12 protein-coding genes are annotated in these 14,179 nt (G+C 39.3%); 11 read left to right on the top strand and 1 reads right to left on the bottom strand.

Features of this window, described 5'->3' with window-relative positions:
• The 7 genes from D7322_RS10205 (at position 1) to D7322_RS10235 (ending at position 6,597) form a co-directional block, all read left to right on the top strand.
• Complete coding sequence (locus D7322_RS10205; RefSeq protein WP_121123853.1) at positions 1 to 1,551, top strand: RagB/SusD family nutrient uptake outer membrane protein; 1,551 nt, start codon at positions 1 to 3, stop codon at positions 1,549 to 1,551.
• Between the two features lie 47 nt (positions 1,552 to 1,598).
• Positions 1,599 to 2,744: a TlpA family protein disulfide reductase gene (locus tag D7322_RS10210; protein WP_121123855.1), complete on the top strand. Its 1,146-nt coding sequence runs from the start codon at positions 1,599 to 1,601 to the stop codon at positions 2,742 to 2,744.
• 389 nt (positions 2,745 to 3,133) lie between these two features.
• The gene (locus tag D7322_RS10215; RefSeq protein WP_121123857.1) at positions 3,134 to 4,189 is read left to right on the top strand and encodes an L-dopachrome tautomerase-related protein; all 1,056 of its coding nucleotides are present in this window, start codon (positions 3,134 to 3,136) and stop codon (positions 4,187 to 4,189) included.
• 25 nt (positions 4,190 to 4,214) lie between these two features.
• Positions 4,215 to 5,222, top strand: a complete 1,008-nt coding sequence (locus D7322_RS10220; RefSeq protein WP_121123858.1) for an alpha/beta fold hydrolase — start codon at positions 4,215 to 4,217, stop codon at positions 5,220 to 5,222.
• A gap of 345 nt (positions 5,223 to 5,567) precedes the next feature.
• Entirely contained in the window at positions 5,568 to 5,882 is a 315-nt protein-coding gene (locus tag D7322_RS10225) for a hypothetical protein (RefSeq protein WP_121123860.1), read from the top strand.
• Between the two features lie 50 nt (positions 5,883 to 5,932).
• A complete protein-coding gene (locus tag D7322_RS10230) occupies positions 5,933 to 6,253 on the top strand; it encodes a hypothetical protein (protein WP_121123862.1) in 321 nt (106 codons plus the stop codon).
• Between the two features lie 11 nt (positions 6,254 to 6,264).
• Positions 6,265 to 6,597 (top strand): hypothetical protein, encoded by a 333-nt coding sequence (locus D7322_RS10235; RefSeq protein WP_121123864.1) that lies wholly within the window; start codon positions 6,265 to 6,267, stop codon positions 6,595 to 6,597.
• A gap of 12 nt (positions 6,598 to 6,609) precedes the next feature.
• Here the strand turns inward: D7322_RS10235 and D7322_RS10240 are convergent, their stop codons facing one another.
• Positions 6,610 to 7,359: a DUF72 domain-containing protein gene (locus tag D7322_RS10240; RefSeq protein ID WP_121123866.1), complete on the bottom strand. Its 750-nt coding sequence runs from the start codon at positions 7,357 to 7,359 to the stop codon at positions 6,610 to 6,612.
• 201 nt (positions 7,360 to 7,560) lie between these two features.
• Here D7322_RS10240 and D7322_RS10245 point away from each other — a divergent pair, with 201 nt between their 5' ends.
• The 4 genes from D7322_RS10245 to D7322_RS10260 are packed head-to-tail and all read left to right on the top strand — an operon-like array spanning position 7,561 to position 14,067.
• The gene (locus D7322_RS10245; protein ID WP_121123868.1) at positions 7,561 to 8,091 is read left to right on the top strand and encodes a sigma-70 family RNA polymerase sigma factor; all 531 of its coding nucleotides are present in this window, start codon (positions 7,561 to 7,563) and stop codon (positions 8,089 to 8,091) included.
• Positions 8,092 to 8,135: 44 nt separating this feature from the next.
• Positions 8,136 to 9,170 carry a FecR family protein gene (locus tag D7322_RS10250; protein WP_121123870.1) on the top strand — a complete coding sequence of 345 codons (1,035 nt, stop codon included), beginning with the start codon at positions 8,136 to 8,138 and terminating at the stop codon, positions 9,168 to 9,170.
• Between the two features lie 23 nt (positions 9,171 to 9,193).
• Positions 9,194 to 12,550: a SusC/RagA family TonB-linked outer membrane protein gene (locus D7322_RS10255; protein WP_245971309.1), complete on the top strand. Its 3,357-nt coding sequence runs from the start codon at positions 9,194 to 9,196 to the stop codon at positions 12,548 to 12,550.
• Positions 12,551 to 12,561: 11 nt separating this feature from the next.
• Positions 12,562 to 14,067 carry a SusD/RagB family nutrient-binding outer membrane lipoprotein gene (locus D7322_RS10260; RefSeq protein ID WP_121123874.1) on the top strand — a complete coding sequence of 502 codons (1,506 nt, stop codon included), beginning with the start codon at positions 12,562 to 12,564 and terminating at the stop codon, positions 14,065 to 14,067.
• Positions 14,068 to 14,179 lie beyond the last annotated feature (112 nt).

A 14,179-nucleotide genomic window follows, 5' to 3' on the forward strand; every position in this document is an offset into this window, starting at 1 on the left:
ATGAAAAAAATAATATACCTATTGCTGGGCTTAGTCTCCATAACGACCTTCTCCTGCAACAAATACCTGGATGTAAAACCCATCGGACAGTTGATTCCTTCAAAAGTTGAAGATCTGGAGAATTTATTGAATAATACAAATACCATTAGCTCATTTTATGCGGACAACAACAGAGGTTGTTTCTATGCTTTTATGGGTGACAACTTAACAATCAGTGAAAATCAGGCTATATATCTATACAAAAGTACACACCCGAATGTAGATCGTTGGGCTGCATTTAAATTTTATTACCCCTATACGAATCCGATAGATCCCCAATACACTTGGGACTGGGCCATCTATCGTGCTGCGGCCATATTCAATATCGCCGTTGATGAAGTTTCAAATCTTAAGGGAGAAAATTCAGATCTGGGCAAAATAATTGTTGCACAGGCAAAAGCTGGAAGGGCTTGGTCCTATCTGGTCGGAGGACTGGGGTATGGCCCAATGTACGATCCTGAAGGTAAAAATGATCAAAAGGTACTTCCCTACCGGACAACAGGTTCACCGAACACTCCCAATCCCGATCTCGCCAGCACAAATGAAATTATGGATCTTGCAGAAAAAGATCTGCTTGATGCATTGACCGGCGCTCCAAACACCGTTGGAAACCCAACCCGTGCAAGCAAACCAGCAGTTAATGCCTTGTTAGCACAGCTATACATGTTCAAAAGAGATTGGGCCAAAATGTCCAAATATGCAAATGATGCATGGGCGCAAGCCCTTGCGGCCAAAGGTAATACTGATAATCTTATCTATAATCTAAATAAATTCAGTTATAGACAAGATCCAAATGCATCTCCACCCGCTGGTACCGATGCCGAAGTTGGTCTTGAGCTACTAGGTGAAGATAATTTATTGAAACAGACTTACAACAGGGAACAACTATTTTATCGCCCTACTCCCTACAGTTATGCTCCCTATCCTTCGGAAGAATTTATCAATTTATTTGATAAAAACGCAGATCGGAGATACAAGCTATTTATGCTCAAAACGCTGGGCTACTCGGTGGTTGAAGGTGGTGTAAAACATGATGATGGTGTACGCCTTAAGTATTATCGGGACAACAAAATGATTGCTTCACAGGGAATGACTTATCCCGAGCTGCTATTGATAAAAGCGGAAGCAAATGCAAGGTTAAACCAATTGGGACAAGCGTTGAGCGATCTCAATATGCTGCGCAAATACCGCTATTCAGGTGCAAATACAGATCTTCAAAATGGCGGAGCTTTCAGTCAAGATCAATTACTCGAAGAAATTCTGAAAGAACGTAGACGGGAAATGCAGCTTGGCACCTATCAACGGACATTCGACATCAAGAGATTGGCACTAGATAAAGGAAAACCTTGGTCGAAAACGCAGGTCATCCATACCATAGGTAACAAATCCTACAAAGCGGATGTCATCAGTAAATTTTTCACTTTACAGATCAATAATCCGACCATACTTGCCAATCCAAGCTGGAATTTACAGCCTAATAGCGACCCGTACCTACCTGCTGGATTAAATTAATAACCTATCAAACGTACATTAAAATTTAAACTTTATTGCAATTTATCATGAAATCTAAAAATATTATAATAACAGTGCTTGTGGCATTATTTTTCTTCTCATTTAATCCCCTCTTTGCCCAGATCAATCTGAAAATAAAAGGTAAAGTGACTGGCGACACAAAAGGATTTGATAAGATATACATTTTCAAGGGTCAGTTTCAAGATTCCACAGCGATCAGTCCAAATGGCGAATATCAAATAAACATTACATCTGAAGCTCCGGATGTAATGTATTTCTATCTTCAATATGAGAGTAAGGTAAAAGGCTATATCTCTCCGTTTTCGTTATTTATTGAAAAATCAGGAACGTTACAACTTGATTTTGACATTGAGAAAGGCATCTCCTCAGGTCAAATAAATGGACCTACCCGTTCAGTTGCATATTTCGATTATTCCAGCGCCAAAAAGTCTATTCATGAAAGGATCAACAAGGAAGTCACAAGTAAATTCGGTGAAGAAGCACTTAAAGAAGGGACCACTAATTTTGATAAGGCAATGGATTATTTCGAGAAACGTGAGACACAATTAAATGACTCACTATTTGCAAAATATTTTAACCCCAATGGAGCAGATGCACCGTTTATGTTATTAGGAAGGGTCAGCAGTTTATCTCTCGCTCAATTAGAGCATAATTATTCGAAATTATCCGCACCACTCAAAGAAACCAAAGCAGGGAAGCAGTTATATGAAAAAATAACTAGCAAAAAAAGATCCAGTATAGGATCTACGGTAGCTAACTTCGTCCTCCCCGATACCACCGGAAACGATTTTTCGTTCAATAAGCTCAAAGGAAAATATGTACTGATTGACTTCTGGGCTTCTTGGTGCGGTCCATGTCGAATCTCATTTCCTAGGCTCAGATCGGTTTACCAACAGCTAAAGGGTCAGAACTTCGAAATTATCAATATCTCCATTGACGCAAAGCTTGACGACTGGAAGAAAGCGGTCAAAGAAGAAAACAATCCCTGGCCACAACTACACGACAAAACTAATTTATCGAAATCTGCTTTTTTTGTCAGCGGAATTCCTACTGCATATCTAATTGATCCAGACGGAAAAATTGTGTTTAGTAGTGTAGGATCCGACGAAAATGGCGGCGGACCGATGGAGGAAAAACTTGAATCCATATTTGATATCAAATTAACCAAATAATAGAAAAATGTCATGCCCCACTGTCCAAAATAACGGGGCATGACATTTTCACCAAAAGCTGTCCCCGCTATAGCATTTACGACTTTGCCTATCCCTCGCACCAAACCGATAAGCTCGTCTTCGAAACCTAACGGCTAACGCCTGATCAGGATGAAAAATCCGAATCACTTTCTCACAGCTCTTGCACCACGAATCCATTCTCTCTGAACTAACCGGACTATCCTCCCCTTATATAATAATCTTATAAAACAATAACAGTAAAAAAGAAGTTATAAAATAGAAGATTGGTTTTCACAATTCATTTAGTACGGTCAGATCTCAAATAAATACCAAGTATGTTCAAAAGACTTTTATTTTATTTCCTATTCGCTCATCTATTATGCTCTACAATGCAAGCCCAAGAAAAACTCGCGCTAGATCCGAAACTAGAAGTCGCGGCATCTTTTGGACCCTACCGTCCCATAGGCGTCAGCGCAACTTCAACAAACAGACTATTCGTATCATTTCCTAAGCAGAACAAAGACTATCAATATGCACTCACAGAAATCATTGATGGTAAGCGCATTCCCTATCCGAACGAAACATGGAACAAACAAGGGGATGAAGATTCCCATTTTGTAAATGTTCAGGATATCTTTGTCGACGCACAGGACAACTTATGGGTATTAGACTCTAAACCATCAACCTCCGGGTCTATTTTTGGTCCAGATGGTGCAGCTCCTACCGGACAATTCAAACTCCTTAAAATCGACACAAAAAATAATCAAATAGCACGCATCTATACATTTGATGATCTTGACAAAGCGAAATCAGGTTTGAACGATGTACGCATTGACCTCGAAAAAAATCTAGCTTATCTTTCCGATCCTGGTCAGGCCGCAATAATTGTTCTTGATCTTCAATCAGGAAATAGTAGAAAAGTACTGGAAAAAAGCTCCTTCACATTAGCTGATCCACAAGTTGTCATTTCCTATTCCGGCATAGACATGCGCTATAAAGATGGTAAACCCTTCCTCTCTCACGTTAACGGGATAGCGCTAAGTCATGACTTTAATTATTTCTATTTTAAACCAATTAATAAAAAGCACTTATACCGCATCGCTACAAAGTACCTTGCGGATGATAAACTATCCCAATCAGCCCTGCAAGGCAAAGTAGAAGACATGGGAAATGTAGGTGTCACACATGGCTTACTTGCCGATCGGAACGGTAATATTTATCTGACGACCTCAATGGATTACAGTATCAAATACCTGAGTCCAGATGGACAAATTCATTTATTGATACAGGACCCCAGATTGTTATGGCCGGATTCTTTGGGTATAGATGGTAATGGTTATCTTTACTTTTCATGTGCACAGCTATCCAGAGATCCGCAATGGAATAATGGCATAGACCGAGTTGAATTACCCTATCAGGTTTATAAAATAAAGTTACCAAAGTGATGATGTATACTAAAAAAACACATAAATGAAATCATTGATAAAACAGCTCGCTCTTGTACTGCTCAGTCTCGTCTATTCGTTATCAAATGCGCAGACAGATCGCCCTGTACTGGATATTATGCTCAATAATTATCAATACCCTTATGAAGTACATTACTTAAATTTAAAGAGTCAGGGTGAAGAAATAAAAATGGCCTATATGGATGTCAGCTCGCAACAACCTAATGGTCATACCGTGTTGCTACTCCACGGCAAAAATTTCAACGGAGCATACTGGAAAACAACCATTCAGGCGCTAAATTCGGCTGGGTATCGCGTTATAATACCTGATCAGATTGGATTTGGTAAATCTTCAAAACCCACAGCTTATCAGTTTACTTTTCAGCAGCTAGCGCAAAACACAAAATTGCTATTAGACAAGCTGGGGCTTGACAAGGTCGCCTTACTTGGTCACTCCATGGGCGGAATGCTTGCCACGAGGTTTACATTAATGTATCCCGAAACTGTGGAAAAACTTGTTTTAGAAAATCCCATTGGGCTGGAAGACTGGAAACTTGTCGCTCCCTACACTTCCATCGACCAAAATTTTCAAACGGAATTAAAAGCTGGATATGAATCTGCAAAAAAGTACCAAAGCGCATTCTATTACGACAACAAATGGAAGCCGGAATATGATGAATGGGTGTACCTACTTACAGGCTGGACAAAAGCTAAGGATTATTCCATCGTTGCCATGGTAAATGCCAAAACATCAGACATGATCTTTACCCAACCTGTTGTTTATGAATTTCAGCATATAAAAACACCTACTCTGCTCATCATCGGTACGCGAGATAGAACTGCGATCGGTAAAGCCAACGTAAAGGATCCTAAAGTAGCCGCAAAAATGGGACTGTATAAATATTTAGGAAAGGAAACACGACAAAAAATCAAAGGATCAAAACTCGTCGAACTCGACAACGTTGGACACCTGCCCCATATTGAAGCTTTCGACCGATTTTTCACACCCCTTGTTTCATTTCTGAAAAACTGATACCATTATTTCTTCCGTTTAAGTGCTCCTCAAAAGACCCCTTGTATATTATTGTTGAATAATAACAATTATTCCAGCCTCACATTACTTTCCATCCACTTATGCTGGGGAATGTCTACGTTCTACGAAGAATAAGCAGTTGTAAAAACTGCGTTTAGCTCAAAAAAAGAAATTACCCACCAAACCGATAAGCAAAATCCCTTTTATCGTTCATTTTTCATCGATAGAAAAGAAGCCAAAGCGTCCTGGTTTCGACCATCAATATATTTAGCAAAAAAAATAAATAAAATTTTACAAAACTAATATTTTTAGTATATTTGAATATCAATTTTAGACAAGGTCTTTATGGAACAGGCAAAAGAATTTGACAATAAGGAATTACATGTTGGCGATATTGTTCGCTTCCACACCCCCTATCCGGATGAGGATCCCCATACAATCTTTATTGTACTTTGGTCATATTACGATCCTGAAGGTAAATCATCTAGGGCTGAAGTCGTAAAATTTGATCCCGTTCTTAAGCATTATCCTGTGATTCAAAAATGGTTTATTCGAGACTTGGAAAGAGTCCCCGAAGTTAGCCCTGAACTCCTCCAACAGATTGCGTTATTTATGAAAAGTAAACTTGGAAACTCGATTATAAGCAAGCTGGTAATTTAAATAAAGTTGATATTCTAAATAAAGTCCGACAAAAAAGGTATAAAAACACGATGGAAAATAAATTCAGAGCAAACAGAGAATTCACATCACGATCGATATGGTCCGATTGGCGTGAGCAACTTAAAGAAAGTGAAATAAATGGTTTACTTCAACGACTTGAAGTGATGGATCGGGAGGTACTCGTTGATTGGTTACAATGGCATAACCCAAAAGGCAACTACACTGACCGTAAATGTATGGATAACGGTGTAAAACCTCTTTGCAAATCAAAGGCTGTAGAATATACCTATAGAGAGATCTTGCGCAATCATACAAAAAAGCAGTTTAATAGCATTTCCAATGGTCCAATACAACTTATGTTTAACAATTAATTGCTCAAATTATGGAATCTTTCATCAAACAGATTATCGGTTATCAATTACCAAAAATCATCGCAATGGAGTCGCAACGGAAGGATTGGCGCTATCAGCTGCTTGATTTAAAAGATAAAACACTTTTTGATCGGCTCTCACTTATGAAACGACAAGAGTTGCTCCAATGGCTTCAATGGAATGATTGCAATGGAATTTATACAGACTATGACTGTATCCGAAAAGGCATTCCTTTATTCACTAAGATGCAGGCTCTAGCCACAGTCTATCACCACATTATGCGTGACCATGAAAATTGGGATGGTTATATGGGGAAAGAATATATTCGTGGGAGTATCTTTTGAACAATCCATATATTATAATCTTTTAATATATTCTTCTAATGTTCTGAGATTGGCAATAGCAGCGCCGATGGTATTGTTAAAATAAACATAGACTTCTCTTCCTTCAGCCAACCATCCTTTGATATAACCACTATATACATATAATACGGCATCTTCATAACTTCCCTTATAATCACCTTTTGGTCCATGAAAACGTATATAAATCATATCATTACCGATATATTGTCTGTTTATTCCGCTGCCATCTTTATCGTGTAATACCAAATTCATACCATAAGAATTTAACAGTGCCATTGTCTCCATGCGATACCAGGACTGATGACGAAACTCAATGCATACTTGCCAATCCAAACTCCGTTTATCAGTTGCAATACATCTTAAAAGCTTATCTAAATTGGTCAGCGAGGAAAATTTGGTTGATGGGGGTAATTGTATCAACAAACATCCCTTCTTTTTATCCACAGCACTAATGACATCCAAAAATTTAACAACATCACTATGGTCAAACATTAAATCCTTTTGATGCGTAATTCCCTTCCAAAGCTTAAAAGTAAAACGAAAGTTATCACTCGTTTCCTGAGACCATCGTCCAATAGTTTCCCTGCGGGGTATCTTGTAAAACGTGCTGTTTACCTCCAAAGAATTGAACAACAGACTATATACAGCGAGCCTGCTCCTATCCTTGAAATCTTTAGGGTAATAGCTTTTGTTCCTGTAGGGCAACAGAATTCCGCTTGTGCCTGAAAAATATAGAGCCTTCATAACGTTATAACAATTGAAACTAGGGCAATAGTTCAACCTCCAAATAATATTTTAACATGGTGAGAAATATAAAAATGTTACACTGCAGATTTCTTTAGAAACAAGTCTCATCACACTAACGTTTTGGCCATTAGAAAAACGCTGTCCAAATTTATATTAAATGATTTAGTTTAGCTATATTAGAGATTCCAAGTCTACACTATGGGAATCAATTATTCGCTAAATATCCAAACATTGGAAGGATACTATGATCAATGGAGTCCCAAAGTATACCAATATGCGTTCAATAAAACCAGATCCTCTTATTTAGCCGAAGAGACTGTACAGCGTGTTTTTATTAAGCTTTGGAAAAACTTAAATGAAAAAAATATTGACGCTACTGTAGAATCCCAGATCTTTTGTATTGCAAGAACAACAATTTTGGATCTGATCAAAGAAGAATATAACAGAAAGAAACTTCTTCAGGCAGAAAATGAGCTCATTCAGCGCTATTCCCCACAAGATGATTACTATGCCAAACAGCTTGAAACCACATTACAACATATAATTAATCAATTGCCCGAAAAGCGAAAACAGATCTTTATGTTGAGCCGCTATTCCAATCTATCCCATAAGCAAATCGCAGATAAACTCTCCATTTCATCCAAGACGGTAGAAAACCAAATTGCTCTTGCGCTAAAAGCGATCAGAAAAGCATTATTGCTCTCCATACTGATGCTAAATCTTTTTTAATTTTCTTTTGGGGGATACCCTATTTTCAATCGTAATCAATATGTATGAAGATTACGAAAGAACTCGTCGAAAAATATCTCCGCGGAGAATCAAATACCGAAGAAGTTAAAGCGGTTCAAACTGCATTGGATAATAACCAACTAAATTTGGATGATTGGCTTCCAGTAAGCGAATGGCATAATATAGAAGAAGATATAGCTTTTGAACAGCATGACTCAATCAAACAATCCCTGATCAAAAAAATTACGATCAGGGATACAAAACAACGGATCTATACCCTACTGAAGTATGCTGCGATACTTTTACTTGTCGGAACACTAGGCTGGGAATCTTTTCAATATTGGAAGACAACAACAAATACGCCTACGATTACTTCTGTCCAAAAAAAACAAACTCCGAAATTGGAGTCCCCAAGCAACTTCTATTATATTAATTCTGGCAATTCGCCGATGCAGATAGATGTTCCTGACGGATCAAAAATTGAACTTTATCCTAATTCGGAAGTTAAATTTGCAGATAACTTTTCTTCGCTGTCTACCCGTGATATTCATTTAAAAGGAAAGGCAAAGTTTGTTGTTGCCAAAGACAAGTCAAGGCCGTTTAATGTACATACTGCTGGGTTAACAACAACCGCATTAGGTACAATATTCAGCGTCGATGAGCTAAAATCTTCACAAACAAAAGTCAGATTATTTGAAGGGCGTATCCAATTAAAGAGTCTAAAAAATAAAACAGGTTCCCCTCCTCTGCTCCTTGAATTTATACCAAATGAAGAAATAACCATCGATCATGGACAACTTCAAATTATTGCCGAAGAACGGATGAATTCTTCCAAATTCAACAGAAGAGGTTTTTATTCCGAAAAACAAAATACACTAATATTCAAAAATCTAGCCCTTAAAGATCTACTACATATTATAAGTCAAAACTATAATATCAAGCTTGAATTTGATTCCGAAGCTATCAAAGACAAATATTACAGTGGCACCTATGAAAATGAGCCGTCCGTGTTCCGAAAAATACTATCAGATATACAAGAACTCCACCACATTATTATAACCATACAGAATAAAATATAATTTACTTATTTAATCCATAAATTATGCACAATTATTTACCTTCCAAACATGGCCTACTAACCATGTTTATGCTAAGAACCAATATCCGTGCTGATGTAAACTGGGGTTTACGTCTTGGACTAATGGGCCTTTTGGCAACCAGTTATCAAATCGTTCATGCACAACAGCAGGCAGCGATCAACGGCGTCATCCGCGACGAAGCGGGTAAGCCCATATACTCCGCAACGGTCACTATCCAAAATGTGACTAACAAATTCAAAAGGGCTACGACCAGCGCTGCAGATGGAACCTTTTCTTTTGATCAGATCCCAGCTGGTCAAGGATACCAAATCACCATTTCCTCCATCGGATTTAAAACCAAGGAACTAACAGATTACAACATCTCTGAAAGAGATAAGCTAGCCATCAATGTTAGTCTGGAATCGGTATCGGAAAATCTACAAGAAGTAGTTGTCACTGCACTAGGTATTAAAAAGGAGAAAAAGGCCCTGGGCTATACGGTTGCGGAGCTAAAAGGAGATGAATTGACACAGGGTAAAGAAACAAATGTCGCCAATGCACTTTCGGGAAAGGTCGCCGGTGTGCAAGTAAGCCGTGCCGCTTCCGGTGCTGGAGGATCTTCAAAAGTCGTTATTCGTGGCAACAACTCACTTGTTGGCAATAGTCAACCGCTTTACGTAGTCGATGGTGTACCGATTGATAATCAAAACATTTCAGCACCAAACCAATCCGGTGGTACAGATTATGGCGACGGTATTGGAAATATTAACCCCGAAGATATAGAGACCATGTCCGTCCTAAAAGGGCCCAATGCCGCAGCGCTATATGGTCAAAGAGGAAGTAACGGTGTCATCCTGATTACAACAAAATCAGGAAAAGCCGGCAAAACACGTTTCAGCTATGGTACCGACTATTCCTTTGGAAACGGTTTGGTACTCCCTGATTTTCAAAATGAATATGGTCAAGGACTTAACGGCACATTTACGCACTTCCGAAAAGACGACGGAACCATCGTTTCCATGAGTGATGCCATAAAAAACGGTTACAGTGGTATCCCAAAAATGAGTGCAGGCCGGGACCGTACAACACGTGCCAGCTGGGGAGTCAAAATGGAGGGGCAAACTTATGAAGATGCCTATGGAAATGTGCTACAGCTAACACCTAAACCTGATACCTATGCCTCATTTTTCCAAACCGAAAAGCAATTTGTCAATAACTTAAGCGTAGACGGCGGTAATGAAAAAATAAATTACCGTTTTTCTTTTGCCAACACAGATGTGAAGGGATATATCCCGACCAATACTTTAAAAAGGAATAATTTTGGTTTACGCACACAGGCAAAAATTACGGACAAACTTCATATTGATGTAAAAGCAAATTACATCGCTCAGAAAGGAAACAATAGACCAACATTGGCTGATGCAGCCGATAATCCAGCCTATTTATTTATCAGTCAACCACGAAGCCTTGGGAATGATATCATGTCCCAATATAAGTGGACTGCACAGGAGATAAGCAGGCAGCTTGGTTTTTCCGGTTTAACGGAGGGTTTGGAAAAAACTTACGCAACGAATAGTTCCACGGCTAATCCTTTCTGGACAATCCATGAAAATCACAACGAAGATCGCCGCGATCGCATCATTGGATTACTCCGCCTAAGCTATGACTTCGCTCCCTGGCTCAAAGTAGCAGCAACAGGAGGAACCGATTTCTATACCGATCAGCGATTCCGATATAGACCGATCAATACCTATCAGAGCTTAAACAGAAAAGGCGATATCAGAGAAGAAGTTATCCGATCCCGCGAAGATAATTTTGATATCCTTGCCAGCTCTAATTTCACTTTATCGGATAACATTAAGCTCAGCGCTAATATGGGGGCAAGTCATCAAAGTCGATATCTGCGCATGACAGGAAACGCTGGTAATCAGTTTATCGTACCTAATCTTTTTGTCATCAATAATACCACTACGAATACCTATATATTCGATCTTATCGAGTCAAAAATCAATTCGGTATACCTCTCAGGCCAATTTAGCTATAAAGATTATTGGTTTGTCGACTTTTCGGCGCGCAATGACTGGTCTTCTACATTATCCAAAAATAACAATTCATTTTTCTACCCTTCGATAAGTTCCAGTTTTGTGCTATCTGATGCATTCCAATGGCAGTCAGATGCGCTGTCTTTCGCCAAGATCCGAGCTTCTTGGGCACAGGCCGGTAGCTCCGGAAACCCCTACCAATTAACGGGCGCGTATAGTCTGAATCAATATACACACGGTGGTGTACCGATGGCTTCATATACCGAAATTATCCCTGATCCCGACTTAAAGAATGAATTGACCACGTCTATCGAGGCTGGTGCAGATCTCAGGTTTTTAAAAAATAGACTTTCGCTATCCTTTACTTACTATCAGGCAAAAACAAAAAATCAGATTCTAGATGTACCGATAGCACCATCAAGTCTTTACGTAAAAAATCGCATCAATGCCGGAGAAATCAGTAACAGAGGGATCGAATTTGTACTGGGGGCCACTCCCTTCAAAACCGAATCAGGATTTGAATGGAATACAACGTTTAACTTTAATAGAAACCGCAACAAGGTTGAATCGCTTTATCCTGGTGTAGAAAGTTTCCTTTTAGCAACAGATAGAGGAATCAACGTTGTCGCCGAAGTAGGAAAGCCATTTGGTCAGCTTATTGGGACCCAATTTGCATGGATTAAGGATGAAAATGGAAACCGATTAATTGATCCAACGACTGGGCTCCCTTTACGTACTGCCGGAAGAGTGGAAACAGATCTTGGAAATGCGCAGCCAAATTGGATAGGGGGTTTCGGCAACACATTAAAATACAAAGGCTTCAACTTATACGCACTTGTTGATATTCGTCAAGGGGGGGTGATCTTCTCACAGTCCAATCGAGAACAAATAATTTATGGTACGAGCAAAAAAACGTTAGAAGGACGTGAGGGTACCTATGTCGCTGATGGAATGGTTGCACAACAAGATGGCGCAGGCAATTGGACAAGCACCGGAACAAAAAACAGCAAACAGGTGAATGCTCAGGATTATTGGAATATGGTAGCTAGTGACAAAGAAGTCATGGTATCTGAGGAAATGATTAATGATATGAGTTATATTGCAATGCGCGAAATCAGTCTCTCTTATTCATTCCCGAAAAATCTGATGCCACATCGCTTGATCAATTCATTGAAACTGGGCCTATATGGTAGAAACTTATTCTATTTCCAACGAAAAACAGATGGTTTTTCTCCAGAAGCTTCTGCTTTCAATGTAAACAATAGCTCCATAGGTATTGAATCTACTTCCTTACCTATGATGAGAACCTTTGGCATTAACCTTACTGTTGGTCTTTAAAACACTGAATTATGAAAACGAAAATGATAAAAAACAGATTTGTTATCGCTCTTGTCTCCGTAGCAACATTTGGTGCCTGCACGAAAGACTTTGAAAAAATAAATATGCCACCAACATCAGTGACAACAATAGATCCCGCATTGCTTATGGCTAGAATCCTTCGTGATGGTACGTTTCAGGAGTCGGGAGAACTTCCAAACAATAAGTTTGGCTCTTGGATCCAGCATTGGGCGGGTGGGCCTGTAGTACCAGTATCGCGTTATTTTGAAGGACCAGAAAACCTGATATGGTCGCAGCATTTTACCTTGCTCAGAAACATCATTCAGATAAAAAAAGAGCTCAGTGGCAAAGAAGAAAGTCCCGAAGGTAGAAGTAAACTGGCCATAACCGAACTTTATGAAGTTTATCTATACCAACGATTGACTGATCTATTTGGAGACATCCCCTATTCGGAAATTACAAAAGATAGCAAAGAGATTAATCGAACCCCTAAGTTTGACAAACAAGAGGATATCTATCCCGCGCTAGTTATAAAGGTCGATGCCGCTTTAGCACGTCTCACCGTTGGCGATCAATCTTATGGCTCCTCTGATTTTTTCTATGGCGGTAATATTGATAAATGGAAAAAATTCGGAAACTCCTTAAAACTGAAATTGGGCATGAGAATGCGTTATGCCAACCTCTCATTAGCGCAAAAAACCGTTACTGAAGCAATGACTTCTCCACTTGGGTTAATCTCAAGTAACAGCGATAATGCTGCTGTTCCTACATTCAATAACGCACAAGCCGAGAATCAAAATCCTATATTACGGCAGATGACTACCGGGAGCGCCGACTTACGGTACTTAGCCAACACATTGGTAAACAAATTGAAGGAGTATAATGATCCCCGTTTAGGTCTACTTGCAGAACCCGTTACCATAGGCGGTGTTACTACTTATCAAGGAATTGGAGTAGCACTAACCGATAATGAACTTTCTCAACTGATCAGAGCAAATTACTCTACGGCCAACAAGTCAACATGGTTTAGCTTGAGTTTTGCTCCAATACCGAGTTATGCAATGACCTACTCAGACATATGTTTTTACAAAGCCGAGGCTGCATTATTAGGTTGGGGCGCGACAAGTACAAATGCACAATCATTTTTTACAGATGGCGTCAAAGCAGCCTTTGCCCTTCCACCATACAATTTAACTTCCATTCCCTCATCCTATGAGCAAAATGTCATCAACTTAAATGGATTGACAGACGAACAAAAGATGGAGAAAATCGCTACTCAAAAATGGATAAGTTTATTTGGCAGAGATATGGAAGCATTTGCCGAATGGCGACGTACAGGTTATCCAAAATTGACACCTGGTCCAAATCCGGGATCCACCAATAGACAGATACCGCGTCGAGCTATTTACTCCAGTGAGGAGGCTGAATTAAATCAAACAAATCTCAAAGACGCTGTTTCCAGAATGCAGAACGGAGATTCCTTTTTGTCCAAAGTATGGTGGGATAAAAAACAATAGAAACAACAATAAAGGTTTGAGCCCACGAAATTATTTCGTGTCGCTCAAACCTACTTACCAAAATGCTGCTGCTCCAGATTCTATCCTCTCACATATTCTGTATAGCTATGCC

The organism is Sphingobacterium puteale (assembly GCF_003627955.1).
GTDB classification, from domain to species: domain Bacteria; phylum Bacteroidota; class Bacteroidia; order Sphingobacteriales; family Sphingobacteriaceae; genus Sphingobacterium; species Sphingobacterium puteale.